Source organism: Bacillus sp. AFS077874, from assembly GCF_002566505.1.
Classification (GTDB): domain Bacteria; phylum Bacillota; class Bacilli; order Bacillales; family Bacillaceae_G; genus Gottfriedia.
Window position 1 is genome coordinate 583,083 of record NZ_NUYF01000005.1, and the last position, 20,124, is coordinate 603,206.

General features: G+C 32.1%; 20 protein-coding genes and 1 pseudogene. 9 read left to right on the forward strand and 12 right to left on the reverse strand.

From position 1 onward, the window contains the following. Window positions 1-373 precede the first annotated feature (373 nt). The gene (locus COJ46_RS04600; RefSeq protein WP_097978695.1) at window positions 374-2,002 is read right to left on the reverse strand and encodes a glycoside hydrolase family 13 protein; all 1,629 of its coding nucleotides are present in this window, start codon (window positions 2,000-2,002) and stop codon (window positions 374-376) included. Between the two features lie 412 nt (window positions 2,003-2,414). Here COJ46_RS04600 and COJ46_RS04605 point away from each other — a divergent pair, with 412 nt between their 5' ends. Beyond that, entirely contained in the window at window positions 2,415-3,311 is an 897-nt protein-coding gene (locus tag COJ46_RS04605) for a L,D-transpeptidase family protein (RefSeq protein WP_335447168.1), read from the forward strand. A gap of 40 nt (window positions 3,312-3,351) precedes the next feature. Here COJ46_RS04605 and COJ46_RS04610 read toward each other — a convergent pair whose 3' ends face one another. Beyond that, on the reverse strand, window positions 3,352-4,389 hold the full coding sequence (locus tag COJ46_RS04610; protein WP_097978693.1) for a M42 family metallopeptidase: 1,038 nt from the start codon (window positions 4,387-4,389) through the stop codon (window positions 3,352-3,354). 207 nt (window positions 4,390-4,596) lie between these two features. Between COJ46_RS04610 and COJ46_RS04615 the strand changes: the two genes are divergently transcribed. After that, on the forward strand, window positions 4,597-5,118 hold the full coding sequence (locus COJ46_RS04615) for a hypothetical protein (RefSeq protein WP_335447166.1): 522 nt from the start codon (window positions 4,597-4,599) through the stop codon (window positions 5,116-5,118). Between the two features lie 186 nt (window positions 5,119-5,304). Here the strand turns inward: COJ46_RS04615 and COJ46_RS04620 are convergent, their stop codons facing one another. The 3 genes from COJ46_RS04620 to COJ46_RS04630 form a co-directional block, all read right to left on the reverse strand. After that, window positions 5,305-5,583 carry a UPF0158 family protein gene (locus COJ46_RS04620; protein ID WP_097978691.1) on the reverse strand — a complete coding sequence of 93 codons (279 nt, stop codon included), beginning with the start codon at window positions 5,581-5,583 and terminating at the stop codon, window positions 5,305-5,307. Then, the gene (locus COJ46_RS04625; RefSeq protein WP_097978690.1) at window positions 5,561-5,773 is read right to left on the reverse strand and encodes a hypothetical protein; all 213 of its coding nucleotides are present in this window, start codon (window positions 5,771-5,773) and stop codon (window positions 5,561-5,563) included. Before COJ46_RS04625 ends, COJ46_RS04620 begins: the two co-directional genes overlap by 23 nt. A gap of 171 nt (window positions 5,774-5,944) precedes the next feature. Further along, window positions 5,945-6,343, reverse strand: a complete 399-nt coding sequence (locus tag COJ46_RS04630) for an RDD family protein (RefSeq protein WP_176522661.1) — start codon at window positions 6,341-6,343, stop codon at window positions 5,945-5,947. A gap of 377 nt (window positions 6,344-6,720) precedes the next feature. On the opposite strand from COJ46_RS04630, the gene COJ46_RS04635 reads away from it, so the two are divergent. Beyond that, window positions 6,721-7,917, forward strand: a complete 1,197-nt coding sequence (locus COJ46_RS04635) for an FAD-dependent monooxygenase (RefSeq protein WP_097978688.1) — start codon at window positions 6,721-6,723, stop codon at window positions 7,915-7,917. Window positions 7,918-8,230: 313 nt separating this feature from the next. On the opposite strand, the gene COJ46_RS04640 is transcribed toward COJ46_RS04635, so the two are convergent. Both COJ46_RS04640 and COJ46_RS04645 read right to left on the reverse strand, forming a co-directional pair. Beyond that, window positions 8,231-8,851, reverse strand: coding sequence for a hypothetical protein (locus COJ46_RS04640; RefSeq protein WP_097978687.1), 621 nt, complete (start codon window positions 8,849-8,851; stop codon window positions 8,231-8,233). A 160-nt stretch (window positions 8,852-9,011) separates the two neighbouring features. Next, window positions 9,012-9,410 (reverse strand): hypothetical protein, encoded by a 399-nt coding sequence (locus tag COJ46_RS04645; RefSeq protein WP_097978686.1) that lies wholly within the window; start codon window positions 9,408-9,410, stop codon window positions 9,012-9,014. A gap of 118 nt (window positions 9,411-9,528) precedes the next feature. Between COJ46_RS04645 and COJ46_RS04650 the strand changes: the two genes are divergently transcribed. After that, window positions 9,529-10,569: a glycoside hydrolase family 5 protein gene (locus COJ46_RS04650; RefSeq protein ID WP_097978685.1), complete on the forward strand. Its 1,041-nt coding sequence runs from the start codon at window positions 9,529-9,531 to the stop codon at window positions 10,567-10,569. 316 nt (window positions 10,570-10,885) lie between these two features. Next, on the forward strand, window positions 10,886-11,011 hold the full coding sequence (locus tag COJ46_RS04655; RefSeq protein WP_097978684.1) for a GapA-binding peptide SR1P: 126 nt from the start codon (window positions 10,886-10,888) through the stop codon (window positions 11,009-11,011). 165 nt (window positions 11,012-11,176) lie between these two features. Here the strand turns inward: COJ46_RS04655 and COJ46_RS04660 are convergent, their stop codons facing one another. After that, a complete protein-coding gene (locus COJ46_RS04660) occupies window positions 11,177-11,629 on the reverse strand; it encodes an NUDIX hydrolase (protein ID WP_097978683.1) in 453 nt (150 codons plus the stop codon). Between the two features lie 269 nt (window positions 11,630-11,898). Between COJ46_RS04660 and COJ46_RS04665 the strand changes: the two genes are divergently transcribed. Beyond that, window positions 11,899-12,303, forward strand: coding sequence for a VOC family protein (locus COJ46_RS04665; RefSeq protein ID WP_097978682.1), 405 nt, complete (start codon window positions 11,899-11,901; stop codon window positions 12,301-12,303). 225 nt (window positions 12,304-12,528) lie between these two features. On the opposite strand, the gene COJ46_RS04670 is transcribed toward COJ46_RS04665, so the two are convergent. Next, on the reverse strand, window positions 12,529-13,869 hold the full coding sequence (locus tag COJ46_RS04670) for a PQQ-dependent sugar dehydrogenase (RefSeq protein ID WP_097978809.1): 1,341 nt from the start codon (window positions 13,867-13,869) through the stop codon (window positions 12,529-12,531). Between the two features lie 270 nt (window positions 13,870-14,139). Between COJ46_RS04670 and COJ46_RS04675 the strand changes: the two genes are divergently transcribed. Beyond that, entirely contained in the window at window positions 14,140-14,466 is a 327-nt protein-coding gene (locus tag COJ46_RS04675) for a YnfA family protein (RefSeq protein ID WP_097978681.1), read from the forward strand. A 138-nt stretch (window positions 14,467-14,604) separates the two neighbouring features. Continuing rightward, window positions 14,605-14,979 (forward strand): annotated as a pseudogene (locus COJ46_RS04680) (hotdog family protein). Between the two features lie 137 nt (window positions 14,980-15,116). Here COJ46_RS04680 and COJ46_RS04685 read toward each other — a convergent pair. Together COJ46_RS04685 and exaC are read right to left on the reverse strand one after the other, a co-directional pair. Beyond that, a complete protein-coding gene (locus tag COJ46_RS04685) occupies window positions 15,117-15,389 on the reverse strand; it encodes a hypothetical protein (protein ID WP_097978680.1) in 273 nt (90 codons plus the stop codon). A 148-nt stretch (window positions 15,390-15,537) separates the two neighbouring features. Beyond that, window positions 15,538-17,055: an acetaldehyde dehydrogenase ExaC gene (gene exaC, locus COJ46_RS04690; RefSeq protein WP_097978679.1), complete on the reverse strand. Its 1,518-nt coding sequence runs from the start codon at window positions 17,053-17,055 to the stop codon at window positions 15,538-15,540. Between the two features lie 165 nt (window positions 17,056-17,220). Between exaC and COJ46_RS04695 the strand changes: the two genes are divergently transcribed. Next, entirely contained in the window at window positions 17,221-18,039 is an 819-nt protein-coding gene (locus tag COJ46_RS04695; protein ID WP_097978678.1) for a YitT family protein, read from the forward strand. Window positions 18,040-18,152: 113 nt separating this feature from the next. On the opposite strand, the gene abc-f is transcribed toward COJ46_RS04695, so the two are convergent. Next, window positions 18,153-19,985 (reverse strand): ribosomal protection-like ABC-F family protein, encoded by a 1,833-nt coding sequence (gene abc-f, locus COJ46_RS04700; RefSeq protein ID WP_097978677.1) that lies wholly within the window; start codon window positions 19,983-19,985, stop codon window positions 18,153-18,155. Between the last annotated feature and the right edge of the window lie 139 nt (window positions 19,986-20,124).

Here is a 20,124-nt window from a genome sequence, read left to right on the forward strand (position 1 = left end):
TCCCTTGTATCAATTAACCTAACTCTACGCAACCCTCCACTTTTTTTGACAACAAAAAGACCATGGGAATATTTTCCATACCCCATGGCCATAAAGAAACGTTTCGCCCAAAAACAAACAGAAATGAATCGTTTATTTTTGGCACAAAAAAGCCATGGGTAATATAAACCCATGGCTAGATCGTCAATTGAAATCTAAATTTCATCGTGGTCCGTCCTGCGTAGAGATAGGGTTCATAATCATTATGAAATTTTGTGATGCTTCACAGTTTAATTTTCTTACAATCATCATGTTAACCTACCTCCTTCTTATTTGATATTCTTATCATATACGAGTGGACTTTAAAATGTCAAACTATTTTTAATAAATTTAATTATTTAATTTTATAAACAATTGCTTCATACGGTCTTAAGCTATTATTCACACCCGTTAAGCTTGAATCTTTATAATTACTTAAAATTATACTTACTTCATCATAGCTATTACTATGACTAAATTTTGATTCCTCATTTGTAAAGTTAGCTACAACTAGGAATTTTTCGCCATTATACTGTCTTTCATATGCAAATACTTTTTCATCCTTTTCAGCAAGCATTTTAAAAGAACCATAAACAATTGCAGGATTTTCTTTTCGCAAATGAATTAACTGGCGATAATGATGAAAAATTGAATCTGGATCGTTTATCGATTCTTCAACATTTATTTTAGTAAAATTCGGATTTACTGTTAACCAAGGGTTTCCTTTTGTAAAACCTCCATGCTTTTCTTCATTCCATTGCATTGGAGTACGTGCATTGTCTCTACCTTTTGTATAAATCGATTCCATTATGTCTTCATGCTTGTATCCTTTTGAAATACGGTCATTATACATATTTTTCGTTTCAATATCGTCATATTCATCTATGCTTTCAAATCGAATATTTGTCATTCCAATTTCTTCACCTTGATAAATATAAGGTGTACCTTGCATTAAATGAAGGATTGTAGCAAGCATTTTCGCACTTTCAATACGATATTCTTTATCATTACCCCATCTAGAAACAATTCGTGGTAAATCATGATTATTCCAGAACAAGCTATTCCAAGCTTTTCCATCAAGCTGAGTTTGCCACTTATTAAAAACTTCTTTTAGCTCTAACAAATTTAGTGGCTTTAAATCCCATTTTTCCTTCCCTTCTTCTTGATCAAGACCAATATGCTCAAATTGAAAAATCATACTTAATTCATTTCTAGCTGGATCCGAATAAAGCTTTGCAATTTCTGGCGTAGCTCCCCAAGTTTCACCAACAGTTAGAACATCATGATTTCCAAAAGTCTTTTTATTCATCTCTTGCAAATATTCATGTAACTTTGGACCATTTGCTGTAATCTCTTGATCAGGAATCTTCCCAATTAAATCTATTACATCCATTCGGAACCCACCAATTCCTTTATCAAGCCAAAAGTTCATCATATTATATACTTCTTCGTGTACTTTTGGATTCTCCCAATTTAAATCTGGCTGCCTTTTACTAAATAAATGCAAGAAGTATTGTCCAGATTGTTCATCATATTCCCATGCACTGCCACTGAATACAGAAGGAAGGTCATTTGGTTCTCTTCCATTCACAGGATCTCTCCAAACATAATAGTCTCTATATGGGTTATCTTTGCTCTTTCTAGATTCAATGAACCACGGATGCTCATCAGATGTATGATTCACAACTAAATCCATTACGATTTTAATCCCTCGATGATTCGCTTCTGATATTAGTTCATCCATATCATTCATCGTTCCGAACTCTTCCATAATGTCACAATAGTCACTAATATCGTAACCATTATCATCATTAGGAGATTTATATACAGGACTCAACCATATTACATCTATTCCTAAAAGCTTTAAATAATCAAGCTTTTCAATTATTCCTTTTAAATCACCGATTCCATCAGCGTTACTATCCATAAAACTTCTAGGATATATTTGATAAACTACACTATTATGCCACCATTTTTTCTCCATTTAAATTGCCTCCTAGATTATGTATAAATCTTAAAAACTAAAAAAATTAATTGTTATTTTTTCTAAATAGTTTAATATGCTACGTGAAATTTTAAATCTCAAACCCTTTTACTAAAACTGTGCAATCGTGTGCATTTTTTGGTAGTAAAAGTGTCCTAGTTGTAAAAATCAATATTTCACAAACCCTATTTAAACGCTTACATTTTCTATTTTAACAAGATTGTTCATTAATGCAAACATTTACATTTTTCTTTATTAATAATACTTAACAGGTATTTTACCTTTAACCCAATATCAGACTTTGACTTATTAAAATAAAACTATTTTTTTACTATTTTTATTAGATAGGACAAGCAATCCTTTCATAATATATAAAGCTATGTATTTTCTATATATTGTTGGGGGGAGAAAGTTGTTAAAGCGCTGTTTTATTTTTTTCATAGTACTACTTTTATTTTTGAGCACTTCTTTTGTTCAGACTTACGCCGAAGAAACAAAACCTGTTTCGCAATTTATCATTATTAACAAATCGATTAATAGATTAGCTTTTTATGAGAATGGTAAATTGGTAAAAGTTTTTAAAGTTGCAACTGGTAAGAGTCAGGATCTAACTCCTGAAGGCAAGTTTAAAATCGTCGTTAAAATTGTTAATCGCCCTTATTATAAGGAGAATATTCCTGGTGGTGATCCGAGGAATCCGCTTGGTAATAGGTGGTTGGGTTTAAATGCTAGAGGGACATGGGGTACAACCTATGCAATCCACGGAAATAATAATCCAAGTTCTATTGGAACTTATGCTAGTCACGGCTGTGTACGGATGTATGATGAAGAAGTAGAATGGTTATTTGATCGTGTACAGAAAAATACGACTGTTTTAATCACTTCATCAAACATGTCATTTGAAGACATAGCAGTTGCAAATCATTTGTTTGATGATGATTCTGGTAGTGTTGTTGTAACAAAACCTACCGATATTCCTACTAGTTTACAACTTGGAAGTGTTGGTTCAGAGGTTGAATGGCTGCAAGATACATTAACAAAATTAGGTTACTCTACAAACGGGGTCGATGGTTACTTTGCTAAAGGCACAGATCAGGCAGTAAGAGCATTTCAACAAGATAATGGATTAACTAGTGATGGTGTCGTTGGTGCTGGTACAAAGAAACTATTATTAGACAAACTCCAAGAAAAAAAGCGTGAGTCAGTCTCTGCCTATTTTTATACATTTACATTAAAGAAAAATGTAAAAACAAATGGTGAGGACCGATTTGATAGTCAATTAAACGGGGTTCAAAAATTAAATTATTAATGTAAAAAAGCTGTTGATTTACAACAGCTTTTTCACATTATTACTTTGTTAAATATAAATACAATAATTTCATCGTGTTTTCCATCGCACTATAATGCGTTCTTTCCATACCATGAGAAGCATGAACACCTGGTCCAATTAACGCGCCGCGAATATCTTGTCCTCCGCGTAAAGCAGCAACTGTATCAGAACCGTACATTGGATAAATATCTACTGCATAGCTAAGTTCATTTTCTTTTGCTAAGTTGACTAAATCAGTCGTCATATTGTAATCATATGGTCCACCAGAGTCTTTTGCACAAATCGAAACATCGTATTCAGTACAGCTTAAATCATCTCCAATACAACCCATATCAACTGAAATTAATTCAGTAATATCTGATGGGATATAAGAAGAACCATGTCCAACTTCTTCATACGTTGAAATAAATAATTTTGTTGTATATGTAGGTACAATTTTTTCCCTTTTAAATAATTCAAGTAAGCCAATTAAACATGCCACACTTGCTTTATCATCAATAAATCTAGATTTTATAAATCCGCTTTCAGTAATTGTCGTTTTTGGATCGAAGAAAATAAAATCCCCAGGGCTAATTCCAAGATTTAATACATCCTCTTTTGACTTAACACATTCATCAATACGAACTTCCATGTTTTCTGGATCACGTTTTTTTGTTTTACTATCTTCGAATACGTGAATTGATGGACTTGTCGATAAAAATGTACCTGTATATATTTTTCCTTCACGCGTTCTAATTTGACAATATTCACTATCAAGAGTTGGTACGATTGGTCCACCAATAATTGTAAATTTTAAAGTACCTTTACTTGTAATTGATCGAACCATTGCCCCTAAAGTATCAACATGTGCTGATAATCCGATGACTTGCTCATTGCTTTTACCAGGAATAGTGATTACGCCACAACCTTTATTAGTCGTTTCAAAATCATACCCTAAACTATTTGTCCAAGACTGAATTAACTCCATAATTTCAAAGCAAAAACCACTTGGGCTATTAAACTCTAGTAATTGTTTAGCAGTTTGTATCACATATTCTTTGTCAATTTTAATATTCATAGCTTTCCCCCTTCAATTTTGAAATTTTCATGCAATTCTCAACGTATTTATCATACATTTATTTGTGTTTGTTATCAATAATTCATCATCCAACCATATCATGTTTGGCGTATTGCTATTGGATTATTCTCATATATATGATGTATATCGTAGTTTAAATGAGGTGAAAATGTGTTTTTTTTCAAACCGATCACTGAGGAGATCCGATTGTTTCAACTAAAATTTACTAAACAAAATAAAACCAAGAAATTTATTTTAGCTTCTATTTTTGCTTGTATTGCTGCACTCTTTCAAGCTTCAGGTGGTCTATTACCAGGTATAGGATTATTTTTAAGTCCACTTGCCACTGCACCTATTCTTTTATGTTCCATGTTTTCCATTACGGATGGAGTAAAGTCCTATTTTCTAACAATCATGTTGTTATTCATCTTACAGCCAACTGAACTGATTGTATTTCCTTTTACAACAGGATTAATGGGACTTGGCTTAGGCTTGGGTTTTCACTTTTTTAAAAATAGATTATCGATCATTGCGACTGGAGCGACTCTTTTAATGTTAGGTATTATGAGTCTATTATTTCTTTTCCACTTTCCAGTCTTAGGACCGGGATTTTCTGATTCTTTTTCCATCTATTCAGTTGTAATTATTTTATTATTTTCTTTCCTTTATTGCTGGTTATGGGTTGAAATTACTTTAATTATTTTTAGAAGATTGGCTCTGTTGAATTAACTAACGATCTAATTAGACAATCTTGGGGAAGTGTTAAACTAAACTGGCATTTAGTTCAAACTAATTACATAGGAAAACGTTAAAAATCCCTTCAGCGAAATCTGAAGGGATTCATTTTATTTTTTGATTTGGCTTAAGCTACCTGTAAGTCAACCACAAATCGCTCAACCCTTCATTTTTATCTTTCTAATCTATGTACTCAATATCATTATTTTGACACCATTCGATCGCTAAGTCTTTATAGCGTCTGTCACGAAAACTATACCAATCCATTTCAATATTAAATTCTATAACTGCATCTTTAAATCTTCTAAATGCGCCTTTTCCTTCGATTGTTATCATTAATATGTTTTGAATTTTCACATCTTTAATTGTTAAACAAAAGTCTTTAACCATTTTATATTCATCAATTTCATATTTTGAAGGTAATTCTTTTATAGTCCTAAAAATTTTCCACAATTTCATTTGCGATTTCTAAATTTTCTATCTGCCAATCTTGTAAATCATCCATAGTTTTTTCATCTTCAGCATCAATAAGATCATCTTCAGCAACCGAAAAAACTTCACCAGTTCTTATTTTAATAAATGAACGATAACCATCAATTTGCATTTCCATTTCTTCAATAATATCTTTTATCTTTACTTTATTTGTCATAAAGAATCACCTTCTTATTTTTTATATTAGGCAAATCAGTTGTGTTACTCAGATCATTATACTTGAAAGTTCTATAAATGAATTCACTTTCCTTCTTAAAAAACTCACTAAAAGAAAATTGGAGCTTTAAAAAGCTCCAATTAGATGTCATAAGTTTATCAATTTAATATATTATTTATACACGACATAAGTATTGGCTAATTTATCATGTAATGCTGTTTTCCTATTTGAAAAAGCTATCATTATATAACCAATGAATGAAATGAAACTGGAAACAACTTGAGCCAACCAACGGCTAATTGCCTCAAATACAGATAACTTACTTCCATCTTTATTGATTACTTTAATGCCAACAGTGACCTTTCCGATTGTCCCTTGCAATTTTGTAGCTGGCAAAAGCATTAAGTAAATAATACCGATGAGATCAATGAGTAGGTTGTATGTAATATTTGTGTTAGTAAAGAAACTAAGAAGCAACGGACTTAGAATGAAACCTAATAAAAAAATGATACAATAATCAATTATAGATGCGCATAATCTTATCCAAAATCCTGCATATTTAAATTCCAATATTGACTCCTCCAAAAAAATAACTAGTTTACTATGAAAACGGTTATTACTATTAAAATAATTATACATATCTAGTCACATTATGTAACTTGGGTTATTTGCCTTTTATTACAATGGAAATTGCAATTTACTTCAATTTATTCGCTTTATAAATTAGTCGCTCTTGAATTCCTTATTTCGACAATACAATGTTGCTTTCCTCGTTTAAGCTATCCTGCCATTTAATTCAAATAAATAATTTTACTAAAAAAATCAACATTCAGCCATGCACCCCTGAATCATTGTTGTAATTTCACGAAAGTACATAAGTAAAAAAACAGTGAATATATTGTTGTTATGTTGTTTAATTTTTTTTGATTAGGAGTGATTAAAAAATTATGAAGCAAACGATGCGTGTTCTTATTTCCGGAGGGAGCATTGCAGGGCCAGCACTTGCTTACTGGCTTGATCGCTTTGGTTTCGACGTGACTGTAGTAGAAAGAGCTCCCGCGTTACGCCCAGGGGGGTTTGCTGTCGATATCCGTGGTGCTGCAATTTCTGTTCTTGATCGAATGGGTATTCTTGATCAAGTTCGTTCATTAGATACTCATATGACTGGTGTTTACTTCGTGAACGATAAAGGTAAGATTAAAGGTCAAATAAGTGAAGCAAGTATGGGTAATCAGCAAGGAATGGATATCGAAATTATGCGTGAGAATATTAGTAAGATTTTGTTCGATTTGACCAAGGATAAAGTTACATATATTTGGGGCGATTCAATTACCTCTATAAATGAGTCTATGACAGGGCTAGAAGTTCAATTTATTAATACGAAACCAGATACATTTGATTTAATTATAGGGGCCGATGGAATCCATTCCAACGTTCGTACGTTGAAATTTGGTGACGAAGAACAGTTTAAACGTACTCTCGGATGTTATATCTCGATTTTTGAATTTGAGAATTATCTTAACCTCAACCATTCTCAAATGCTTTATACGGTTCCAGGTAAAACTGTTGGAATGTATAGCGCAAATGATAACAAGGAAGCAAAGGGTATGTTAGTGTTCCAATCCGAGCCACTTAAGTATGACCGTTATAATACGGAAGAACAAAAGAATCTTATTAAAAATGCTTTTGAAGAACTTAAAGGTTGGGAAACACCGAACTTGCTCAAAAAATTGAATGAAGCTACAGATTTTTATTTTGATGAAATTTGTCAGATTCACATGCCAACCTGGTCAAATGGTCGAATTACATTAGTAGGTGATGCGGCTTATTGTCCATCTCCCCTTTCAGGTCAAGGTACTAGCCTAGCCCTTGTCGGAGCATATGTACTTGCGGGAGAGCTGAAAGGTGCTAATGGTGATTACAAAAAAGCCTTTATTTCCTATGAAAAAGAGATGAGAAAGTTTGTTGAAAAAAACCAAAAAATAGGACTATTAACTGCTGGAGGAATGATTGAAAAATCAAACTTCAAAATTTTATTACGCAATGCAATGTTACGTTTTCCCATCTTAATGAATGGAATGTTTAAAATGATTACGAGAATGATCGCTAAAGCTGCCAACGAGATTGAACTGAAAGATTATTAAACTATTTGATTGATTTTAATCATAAACCTAGTTCAATAAATGAATAAACGCTCAGAGTAAATTCTGAGCGTTGCTACGTTTAATTAATATCAAAATTTTTCTGAAGTACCTCTAATTTAAATAATCAACTTACATAATAATAACATTCCCTACATAATGATCACTGCCAGGCGAATTACAAATTCCACTACTAATACATAATTTCCTTTTTCTGTTGGGAATTGAAAATTCTCTTGAGTCACCTAAAACAAGTTCAGTTCGCTTACCTTCTTTAAATGCGTTAGTTAAATTGGAAAAACATAAATACATGATCCTAATTTAAGAACCATTCTTCATTTTTCTTTTTTAAAATCCATTTCCCATCAACACTAATAAATTTATAGCGCCTTGGAATTTTTTGTAAATCTGATGGATTTTTCGTAACAACTTCAATGTCATAATATCTTTTTCGAATAAGTGTAAAGTCCCCATTATCAGCATCGTTATATCTACTAACCATTTTAACTTTTTTTACTTTTCCTTTAACACCTGTTTCATTTTCAAATAATTCAATAGACTTTTTTGACAATTGACTTGTCGTTTCTTTTGTTAAGTAGCTTCGAGTTTCATATGATTTATATGTATTCTGAACGACTATAAACACTATAATTAGTGCGATTATTGTTGTAATTAAGGCAGTTACTGATACTACATAAGTCACTTTAAAATATTTCTGAAGTAAATAAAAATATCCATAATAAGGTAAAAATACAAGTCCTATAGGTATGCCTACGTAGAAAATTGATAAAAATAAAGTTTGATAGAACAAATCAACAACCTTTAAAGGATCTGTTAGAAATATCAAGAGAACGCTTAATAAAAAAGGAATGCTATAAAGAACAAAAAACCTCTTTGTAAGATAATTTGGAATCGAAACTTTAGATAATATTTGCATTAATATTCCTCCGAAAAAAACATATAAATCTAACTTTAAATAAAAATGTTTATGCTTAGATAATCATTCAAACATATTCTTATGCAACTTAACTGCCATTTACTGCAATATTCTATGAAACTTGTTTAACAAACAAGGAGATTTTAATAAGAAAAATAATTTAATATAATGAAATATCTTCCTTAATTTTAATTTTAAGTTTTCCATCTTCATAAACAGATTTGATCGTAATTAATATATTTCCTGAATAATCACCTTCAAAATACCCAATAACTGATTCTGTATGTAATTTACCTTTATTGTCTTTATACTGAAGCTCCATTGTACTCTCTCCAACATCCTTAGAGGGTTTTATATTTAGTTTATAGTCCTTATGTGAAGCAATTGTAGGTATCTTTATATCAGTTTTAAAATGATCATAGGTCAAATATATTCCTGTTACATTTTTATTTGTTTGATTTTTTATTTTAATATCAAAGCCACTTTGAAAAAGAAAATAACCTTTTATCCCTACGAACCCCGTTATTAAAATCGCTATTATAACTAAGATTTTTTTCATTCTTACCCCCTAATTTTAAATTGGAACTTTTTAACAATTACATTTTAAATTATAACATTCTTTATTCAACTCTCCTGCCATAAATTTTACAAAAGATTAATTAGTTGAGGGGGAAATTATGAAAATAGTAAAAAGAGTAACTTTTATAGTAGTATCCATTTTAGGATCCATTATTTTACTTTTTGCCTCTTCTTTTGCATTTTTAAATCTTATTAAAATTAACGTTAAAAAAACTACTTCACCGCTGTCAGCTGGAATAAGGGGTGTGAATTGGGCGGATGAGCGCGACAATTTTGTTGATGGCGTCATTTATGTAAGTGGACTGACCAAAAATGATACATACGATTCTGCCAAAGAAGTTGGCCGACAAATCATCGGGCAGATGTTCGACGAAACAGGTGCTAACACAGTCAGGCTACCCATTAATGAAGCGACAGTCGCAAAATATTGGAGAACTTATACAGGGGCTATTGATGCTGCATTAGAGAGAGGCAAAGTGATTTTTTGCTATTGGCCTCCGAAAAATGGAAAACCTGAAGATCTCGAAAAATATTTTAGTATGTGGAGAACTGTTATCAAAAAATATGGAAACAACCCCAACTGCTATTTTGAACCCGTTAATGAGCCTTATGGCTATAATACAAAAGATTTACGTAATCTTTATAATGATTGGCTAACAAGTTTCGATGTTCCGAAGAAAAATGTAATTCTTGATGGAATTGGTTTGGCCGCTCTTTATATAAATCCTTTAGGTGATGACAAACGACTTGACGGAACAATGCTTGCCGTTCACTGCTATGCGTTTTATGCAGGGTATGTACATATTAATTCCCTCACAGAAACTGGATGGTCCAATATTTTAACAACCGAAATTGGAAAATACTCCGATCGTGCCATCATTACCGAGTGGGGAGCACCATTGAAAAGCGGCTTGGATTATTCGGTAAAAAAGAGTAAAAATGATATTAACTATGTTCGTGCAATGAGCAAAAAAATTAATGCGATTGGTGCAGGAAGTGTTTATTGGCCAGGCTTGAGAGATGGGGATTCTTATAGTTTGATGGAGAAAAAAGTCACCAACAAACAAATCAATCTTAAGGTAACAAATCAATCTGGTCTTGAAAAATTGCAAGAATCCTGGGGTTTGCCTATTCACTAAAATCGCTTGAATGAAGATGACCTCTTGACGTTAGTCGGGAGGTCATTTCAATTAAAATGTCTTTTTTTAGATAATCAATAAAATAAAAATTGTTATTAGTTTCTCATGGACGAAATTGATACCAGAAACATAATCACAAGGTACTAATTTTCGTTTTTTTCAAACCGAGAAAAAATTTTTTTAAGTCCATTTCCGCTTGAAAACCTTGCTATTTCAACGTTTTTTCAACTGGGACAATTCACGTCCACAGGGTGGGTAAAGTCCCTGGAGAAATCGTGATTCGAACGTGTTATAGTGGGTTTAGGAGGTGTTTCTAATGCAAATTTTAATCTGTAAAGAATGCGAAGAAACTATTGAGTACGCGGAGTATAAAAAAGTTGTGAAAATCTATTCAACTTGCGAAAACTGCAAAAACGAAGCAGCAACTTCAACTGTAAAATAACATAGAACAAAAAAGCTAATATTGTAATTTAGACCTTATAAAAAAATACTTAATTTTTAAAGGTTTAACAAAATATCAATTAATATATTATTGTAAATGAAAAAAAGGATCTTACAAAAAGATCCTTTTTTTATCTTTATATGGTCTAACTTCCACATTCTAAGTTCAATCGTTAGAATCCTTAAACGAATTTAAAATAGGAAGTTCAGATGGATTAATTTCTGATGGAAGGTCATAAAAACTAAAAAAGCCTAACTCGAGCACTTCACTTTCCTCTTTCTCTAATTTACCAGTATATTCAGTACATATATAAGTCGCAATGACATTATATACCTCATCTCCATGAGGATATTTATAATAAAATTCTTTTCCAGAAAAAATGTTAAAAAACTCAAGATTTAATGCTGTTAAACCAGTTTCTTCCTTCAATTCTCTTTTAGCCACTTCTTCTAAATTTTCTCCCAACTCTAATGATCCACCAGGTAATCCCCAAGTCTTATTATCTTTTCTTAATTGTAATAATACTCTCTTTTGTGAAAATAGTAGAATAACATTTGCACCTGCCATTAAGATTGGTCTGCTACCTACAACTTTTCTTAAATCCATAATATATCCCATTGATTTTCTCCCCAATATACGATGATTATGTTTAATTCAACTTTATCAAAAGATTCCATTTTATTCCACTTATCTGACATTTACTTCAAAAAAACTAGCTGTAATTCTTAAAATATACTTATTTTCTTTATAACCTATAACTATAAAAGTAGAATTCATAAAAGGAATATTTTACCAATTTAATGACATATATATACTCTAGTTGTTTTAACTTTAAACAACTAGAGTATATATAGATCAAACTATCTTTGTTAAAAGGAGTAAAGTGAATGAAGTTGAATCATTTAAATTTATGTGTTGATGATTTATCAGAAGCTAGACAATTCTTTGAAACATTTTTTGATTTTAAATTCCTAGAACAAAAAGGAAAAGCTCTTGTAGTCTTAAGTGATGAGAATGGATTTATTCTCGTGTTAAGTGATCCAAAGGCATTTAAGAAGCAAGTGGAAATTAAATACCCTGAAGCTTTTCATGTAGGTTTTTTAGTGGAAACGGCAAGTGAAGTCGATCAACAGTATGACCGTTTAATAGCTGGGGGCATCCAAATAGATAAGGAACCTTATACAATGAGAGGTAATAGTTATGGCTTTTATTTCACAACATTTAATGATTTATTGATTGAAGTTTCTTGCCTTGACGATCGAAATGGTAAAAAATTTACGAAGGCTAAGTAATGATCAACCTAGATACATTCTCCTTCCCAAGGTCTGATTGTGATCTTGTATTTATACATTTTTATTCCGATAAATAACACTCTTTGCAATGACAAACTAGCTTTTATGTTTAAGCATGGCCCTATTCATATGAAAAACATCAATTATCCGCTTAATAAAACAACCACTGGAGTGTATTATTACCTCAGTGGTTGTTAAACTCATAAAACAAAATTGACTAAAAGTTCACGGTACAATTTCATAAATCGTACCCATGTTTAAGTCAGTCACTTTCATAGAACCATAAACCGCTAAATAGATTTTTGTTTGATTTAAATTCGTTCCCAAACCTACATAATAAGCCGGTTGAGATTCAAAGTCATAATCTGTTTGTATCACACTGAAATCACTTTGTTTTCCATCTGGTCTTAATTTTGTATAAGCTAAAACTCCTTTAACCTGTGCTTGGGACCCTTTTTGTACCAAATCAGTAAACACAACGCTACCAGTTAAACTAGGTATTTCATTTCCCATATATGGCTTGACTCCAGTAAGTGCAGTTCCTTCAAATTTATCTGGTCTTGGATCTTTATGAAAATAGCTAGTTAAAGGTGGAAGACGGCTCGCTGAAAGTGTTACTGATTGATCGTAATAAACTATTGTTTTTTCATCCACATCTGGATTTTCAGTGCATCCTTTTATTGTCGAAGTAGGAAAAGCACCTTCCCAACCTCTCCAGCCGAAGTTTATAAATCCTTCCATCTCAAATTCAGAATTCATTTGGACTAACTGAGAGACTGGTATTGGTTTATAATGAACAAATGAAAAAAGCGACTCGACCAAATCCTGACCGACATTTCCAACATATTTAATATACTGATTATAATATCTTTGATATGAAATACCTGATATATTACGAACTCCTTTAGCTATTACCGTGAGAGTTTCTTGAATACTTGTTGGAAGTTCATTAAAACGAGTGGCAATAGGTGGATTATTGCCATTTATGTTTCTATCTACATCAATTTCAATTATTTTACCCGCAATTTCCAAATTATCTTGGCTTAAGTTAAACGGATCATAGCCTGAGCCACCATCTCCTGTTGTTAAAACAAGTTTACTTGTTTCGGGTGAAAAATTTAAGGTGTTAAATCCATTATGATTCAAGAACGGCCTTCTGATATTCAATAAAGCCCGTCGTTTTTGAGGCTGACCATTTGATTGTAGAACCCATTCTTCAACTGTATCAATATGGTTATATTGAGTTTCCCTATTTAACCATTTCAAATTTAATGTTTTGGGATCACATGGATTCGGTTTAAACGGGTCAGAAAGAGCACTTGGCCCCTGAGAACCAGCTACTGAATAATGAAGATAAAACAACCCGTTATGATAAAAATTAGGATGAAATGCTAACCCAAGCAAGCCACGTTCATCATAGCCTCCAGACTCACCTAATTTTAATACTCGAGGGCGAATATCTAAAAAAGTCCTGATTTCTCCATTTCCTATGTAAAAAATCTCTCCTACCTGTGTTGCAATAAATAATCTTTCAACTGAATCACCTGGTAAAATAGCTGTTTTCATAACGGTTGGTAAATTAATCTTACTAACAACGGGCCGTAAATTAACTTTTAACAACTAACAATACACCTCCTTCAAATTATTTTCCTCTATAAAATTATGATGGGAATAGTTCTATTAGTACCGAAATTCATTTCTAATAGAACGATGAAAAACATTTAATGATTCAAATACAATGATAGTTTCTTTTAGTCTTTATTGTTAAAATAAGGGGCATATATCTGTACATATGTTTTCATCAATTTTTCTTATAATAGAAAGGAAGAAGTAACATTGATAACTGCAATATTTATTTTTTTATTAGCCGGTTTAGCTGAAATTGGCGGAGGATACCTTATATGGTTATGGCTAAGAGAAGGTCAATCTGCTTATTTAGGATTAATCGGAGGGATTATTTTGGCAGTTTATGGTGTCATTGCAACGTTCCAAATTTTCCCTTCCTTTGGTAGAGTTTATGCTGCCTATGGAGGCGTATTTATCGTTCTCTCAATCTTATGGGGGTGGGGAGTTGATAAAAAATCACCTGATTTATACGATTGGATCGGTGCAGCAATCTGTTTAATCGGTGTGTCTGTCATTTTATGGGCACCTCGTAATTAATACCCTTGTATAATGATATCAAACAGCAAATCGACTATTAGTCGATTTTTTATTTGCAATTTTGAAGGATAGAACAAGAAGAAATTGAACTATTTAATTAAGAGAATTAAAATTTTTATTAATAAGGAGTGAAAAAAATTGTCATTACAAGTGGGCGATATTATTACATTTGAACGAACTTTTACAGTAGAAGACGTTGAATTGTTTACGAAGGTTTCTAGTGATGCGCAGCGCACACCATATTACGCCTGATGAACAAGGAAGACTAGTTATTCAAGGTTTGTTGACTGCAACTTTACCAACAAAAATAGGTGGAGATCATAACGTTCTAGCACGTACGGTAAATTTTGAATTTTTAAGACCAGTTTACTCAGGAATACAACAACCTGTGAAGTTACAATCGAGACATTTGAAAAAAAAGAGAATAGAATATCGATCATGTCATCCTTCTTATGTACTAATCAGAATAAAAAACAAGTATTAAGCGGGAGCATTTCAGGGGTAATATTATAATCAAGGAAAGTAACTAGCATTCTTCTTTTCTAGCAACTAAATGAAGGATGCCCGGCTCGAATTGGAGAAGCTGTAAGACTTAGACCAAATTTCAGCCAACGTCTCTAAAACGCAAACATCCTACAGTTGAGCCCGTATTAATTTTGATATAAAGACTGTAATGCCAAATGTTCTAAATCTTTTTTTACATATATATCATATTGAGTATTCTCATTAAATCTCCTACCATTAAAATTCATCGGTAATTTCGTCTTATACTCAATCCCATTCTTCTTCAATTTACCAATAATCATAAAATAGTTTTGATATCCATACGTAGTATAGATTAATTTCCACTTTCGGTTTAAATATAATTGAATGAAACTATACAGTACTATAATGATAAATACATAGATTGCTAGATTTAACATATTTAGTCCCTCCAAATTATACTTTTTATTTAACATATAAATAGCTACTAGTTTTTATGTCTGGATTTTATAAAATTATTATTTAAATGCCTTGTTTCTATATTAAGTAAAAACACTCCAGTAAATGAATACTGGAGTGTAAAAATTTTTAAAAGAATCCTAGTTTACTCGGTGAATAACTAACTAGCAGATTCTTTGTATTTTGATAGTGGTCCAACATCATTTTATGCGTTTCACGACCTACTCCTGAATTTTTATACCCACCAAAGGCTGCATGTGCAGGATATGCGTGATAGCAGTTTACCCAAACTCGACCTGCTTCAATATTACGTCCGAATCGATAAGCAGTATCCATATCACGAGTCCATACACCCGCTCCTAATCCGTATAACGTATCATTAGCGATTTCCAATGCCTCTTCTTTTGTTTTAAATGTAGTAACCGAAACAACAGGACCAAAAATTTCTTCCTGGAATACTCTCATTTTATTGTTCCCTTTAAAAATAGTAGGGTTTACATAAAAACCATCTTTCAATTCTCCATCAAGAACATTTCGACTACCACCAACTAAAACTTCTGCACCTTCATTCTTTCCAATTTCAAAATAAGATAAAATCTTATTCAATTGCTCGTGCGAAGCTTGAGAACCGATCATTGTTTGAGGATCCAATGGATTTCCTTGTTTAATCGCTTTAACACGTTTTACTGCTTTATCCATAAATTCCTCATAAATTGATTCATGAATAAGCGCTCTTGAAGGACATGTACATACTTCGCCCTGATTTAAAGCAAACATCGTAAAGCCTTCAAGTGCTTTATCGAAAAACTCTTCATTGTCTACTACATCTTCAAAGAATATATTAGGAGATTTACCACCTAATTCTAATGTAACAGGAATTAAATTCTTTGAAGCATATTCCATAATTAGTCGCCCAGTTGAAGTTTCACCAGTGAATGCAATTTTTGCAATTCGATCACTTGAAGCTAATGGTTTACCTGCTTCAAGTCCAAATCCGTTTACAACGTTAACAACTCCAGGTGGCAATAAATCTTGAATTAGTTCCATTAAAACTAACACTGAAGTTGGCGTTTGCTCAGCCGGTTTTAGAACAACACAATTCCCTGCAGCAAGGGCTGGTGCAAGCTTCCATACAGCCATTAATATTGGGAAGTTCCATGGAATAATCTGACCGACAACCCCTAATGGCTCTTTATAATGATATGCCACTGTATCACCATCAAGTTCACCGAGTGATCCTTCTTGCGACCTGATACATCCAGCAAAATAACGGAAATGGTCTATTGCTAAAGGAATATCTGCAGCTAAAGTTTCACGAACAGGTTTACCATTTTCCCAAGTTTCAGCGACAGCAAGATATTCTTTATTTGCTTCCATGCGATCAGCAATCTTATGTAAAATATTTGCCCTCTCAGTTACTGACATTCTCCCCCATTTACCTTTTGCACCATGTGCTGCATCAAGTGCTTTTTCGATATCTTCTGAAGTCGATCTAGCCACCTCACAAAAGACTTGTCCAGTTACAGGCGATACATTTCCAAAATACTGTTCTCTTACTGGTCTTACCCATTCCCCACCAATAAAATTGTCATAACGATTTTTAAACGTAATTAATGAACCAGATTTTCCAGGTGTAGCAAAAACCATAATGATTCCCCCTTAATAGCTTGTCTCTTTATAAACCTATGTAGGCGTGTATCTAACTATGACTAATAATAGATAATTTGTTTAATAGAAATTTTTTGATTCAAAACTCATTATTAGGTAGAATGATAGAAGTGAAAAAAATCTGTTAGAAAATGAGGGGTAACTGTGCGTAAAAACTTCGTAGATATTTTATATCTCCTTGTTGGATCAGCTATTTTTGCAGTCGGTGTTAATTTCTTTGCAATACCGAATAAATTAGCTGAGGGTGGTTTTACCGGCATTACGATGATAACTTATTATCTATTTAACTGGTCACCTGATGTTGTATATTTTGTTTTAAATGCTTCCTTGTTAATAATTGGATATAAATATTTAAAGAAACAACTAATAATTTATACAGTTATTTCCATCGTAGCGATTTCATTTTTCTTACGAATTACGGACGGTTACGGCGTACCAACTAGCGAAACTTTACTAGGTACTATTTTTGCTGGTGTTTTAATTGGTCTGGGGTTAGGAATTGTCTTTCGTGCTGGTGGTACAACAGGTGGTTCGACGGTTCTTGCTCAAATGGTACATCAATCCTTTGGGTGGAGTATTAGTAAATCTTTACTATTATTTGATCTAATTGTCGTTTTAGGTGGTTATTTTGTAATCGGCTTTGAGAAAACATTATATACTGTAATTTCTATTTATATCGGTATTAAAGTTTTGGATTTTATTATGGAAGGATTAAATCCTAAAAAAGCGATTACGATTATTTCCGATCAAGCAAATGAAATTGCACAAATCGTATCAAATGAAATGAATCGAGGCGTAACGATTTATCCTGCAAAAGGCCATTTCTCTGGTCTAAGAAAAGAGTCCTTATATATTATTCTTAATAATAAAGAACTATTTGAACTAAAAAAAATAATTCACACAATTGATCCAAAAGCATTTGTCGTTATACATGATGTAAATGATGTACTAAAGGCGGGATAAATAGTTAAGTAAAACTCGGAATATATGATAAAAAACAAATCACGATAAGTAATCCAACTTAAGTGATTTGTTTTTTATTTTCCCTGCACTTTTTTAATTAAGTTCTTATGCTCTTACCCTTTTTTCTCCCTTCTCTCTGTCAATAACCTTTCATTTATTCCATCAAGTTCCTTTTGTAGTTTGACGATTTTTGAAATTTGAGCTTTCTTTTCTTCATCCGTATCTTTTTCTTCTGCATTCATTGCAGCTATTTCTAGTTGTAATTTAATTCGTTCATTTAATAAAGCTTGCTGATCGTTTGAGATGTTCTGTCTTCCATTCCAATCTGCAAAAGATCCTTTGAATTCATAAAGATTTCCATTTTCAATATGAATTACACGATTTGAGACCTTTTTTAGTAAATATGGATCATGTGACACTACAACTACTGCTCCAGGGTATGCAGCTAATGCTTCCTCAATTCTTTCTCTCGTGTGTATATCTAAATAGTTTGTTGGCTCATCAAGCACTAGTAAATTAGAATCAGAAAAGTATAATTTTACGAAAGCAACTCTACATTTCTCACCCATACTTAGTTGAGCAATATTCTTGTAAACATCCTCTCTTCTAAAAAGGAAACATGCTAAAATTGTTCTTGCCTCTGTTTCAGTCATATTTGGAAGTGATAAAATTTCATTTAAAATTGTTGAATCCTCATTTAACGCTTCAAGCTCTTGCATAAAATAACCTATTTTTAATTGGGGATTATGTCTTACAGCACCATTATTAGGAATCATTAATCCTGTTAATAATTTTAAAAATGTAGATTTTCCAGAACCATTTTTTCCGATTACAGCTAATCGATCTTCTCGATTTAAAATAAAATCTACTTGGTTAAATAATGATTTTTCATCATATGAAAAATTAACTTTTTCAAATGTAATCATTTGTTTTGCTGAAAATGAATCATTTTCAAAGCTCGCTGAAATTGTTTTAACTTCCTTTGGTTTTTCTACTTTTCTTTTCTCTAATCGATCTAAATCCTTTTCTTTTGATTTAAATCTTAATGCGTTTTTTGCTGCTTGTTTCTTAGCAAAAGGATCACGTTCACTGGCAGCATTATGAGAGCTTGTAAACCATTGTTTATATTGATTAATTGTTTCAATAAGCTTTTTCTTTTCCGCTTCTTGTTTTTCATATTGTGCTTGCTGAGTTTTTCGCTCATGTTCTTTTTGTATTTTGTATGTTGAATAGCCACCATTATACTTAAGTGTACCACTTTCAGTTAATTCAACTGTAACAGTCGCAACATCATCAATGAATTTTCGTTCATGAGAAATAAAAAGGACACTACCTTTAAAATTTTGTAACCATTCAGTTAACCATTGGATTGACTCAGTGTCCAAATGATTTGTTGGTTCATCTAAAATTAATAACTTTGGTTGCTTCATCATTACTTTTGCTAATTTAACTTTTGTTTTTTGTCCACCACTTAAATGACTGAATGGGATATTCCATAACTCTTGCGGTAATTGAAATTTCTTCAAAACTTGATCTACTTTTGTTTCCCAATCATAGCCATCTAATTCTAAATATTTACTTAAACTCTCGTTATAGTTAGCAAGATTTTCTTCATTAGACAAATCAAGTAAATACTTTTCTATATTCTTTTTGATGAAATATCGCTCTTGATCAAATGATTCAATCACTTCCCTAGCTGACAGGTTTTCCTGATTCTCTTCATCTGTTAAAAGCCATCCAATTTCATCTTTTGAATAGTGAATTTGCAGAATTCCTTTTTTCAATGGAATATTACCTAAAAGGGCATTAATAAAGGTTGACTTTCCAACTCCATTTTCACCAATTAATGCTACCCTTTCACTTTGTTTTATGTCTAAGTTTCCATTTTTAAAAATTGTTTTCCCATTTAATTCTATTTCTATATTCGATGCTTTTATAATAAACATATACTTCACTCCATCCGATTTTAAAAGATCATTCTGCTTAAAAATACAATCTGTTTTGGAAAGTATTTTTTAAGAGAGAAAATAAAAAACACACAAGCAGTATCTGCCTGTGTGTAAATTGGATGTGATTTAATAAGCC

What these genes read in the sequence shown, in the direction of transcription:
- COJ46_RS04685 (WP_097978680.1), bottom strand. Translation starts at nt 15,389, where the DNA reads ATGTTAAATCTAGCAATCTATGTATTTATCATTATAGTACTGTATAGT.
- COJ46_RS04610 (WP_097978693.1), bottom strand. Translation starts at nt 4,389, where the DNA reads ATGAATATTAAAATTGACAAAGAATATGTGATACAAACTGCTAAACAA.
- COJ46_RS04645 (WP_097978686.1), bottom strand. Translation starts at nt 9,410, where the DNA reads ATGAAAAAAATCTTAGTTATAATAGCGATTTTAATAACGGGGTTCGTA.
- COJ46_RS04660 (WP_097978683.1), bottom strand. Translation starts at nt 11,629, where the DNA reads ATGGGATATATTATGGATTTAAGAAAAGTTGTAGGTAGCAGACCAATC.
- COJ46_RS04620 (WP_097978691.1), bottom strand. Translation starts at nt 5,583, where the DNA reads ATGAAATTGTGGAAAATTTTTAGGACTATAAAAGAATTACCTTCAAAA.
- COJ46_RS04625 (WP_097978690.1), bottom strand. Translation starts at nt 5,773, where the DNA reads ATGACAAATAAAGTAAAGATAAAAGATATTATTGAAGAAATGGAAATG.
- COJ46_RS04650 (WP_097978685.1), top strand. Translation starts at nt 9,529, where the DNA reads ATGAAAATAGTAAAAAGAGTAACTTTTATAGTAGTATCCATTTTAGGA.
- COJ46_RS04600 (WP_097978695.1), bottom strand. Translation starts at nt 2,002, where the DNA reads ATGGAGAAAAAATGGTGGCATAATAGTGTAGTTTATCAAATATATCCT.
- abc-f (WP_097978677.1), bottom strand. Translation starts at nt 19,985, where the DNA reads ATGTTTATTATAAAAGCATCGAATATAGAAATAGAATTAAATGGGAAA.
- exaC (WP_097978679.1), bottom strand. Translation starts at nt 17,055, where the DNA reads ATGGTTTTTGCTACACCTGGAAAATCTGGTTCATTAATTACGTTTAAA.
- COJ46_RS04670 (WP_097978809.1), bottom strand. Translation starts at nt 13,869, where the DNA reads ATGAAAACAGCTATTTTACCAGGTGATTCAGTTGAAAGATTATTTATT.
- COJ46_RS04640 (WP_097978687.1), bottom strand. Translation starts at nt 8,851, where the DNA reads ATGCAAATATTATCTAAAGTTTCGATTCCAAATTATCTTACAAAGAGG.
- COJ46_RS04655 (WP_097978684.1), top strand. Translation starts at nt 10,886, where the DNA reads ATGCAAATTTTAATCTGTAAAGAATGCGAAGAAACTATTGAGTACGCG.
- COJ46_RS04635 (WP_097978688.1), top strand. Translation starts at nt 6,721, where the DNA reads ATGAAGCAAACGATGCGTGTTCTTATTTCCGGAGGGAGCATTGCAGGG.
- COJ46_RS04665 (WP_097978682.1), top strand. Translation starts at nt 11,899, where the DNA reads ATGAAGTTGAATCATTTAAATTTATGTGTTGATGATTTATCAGAAGCT.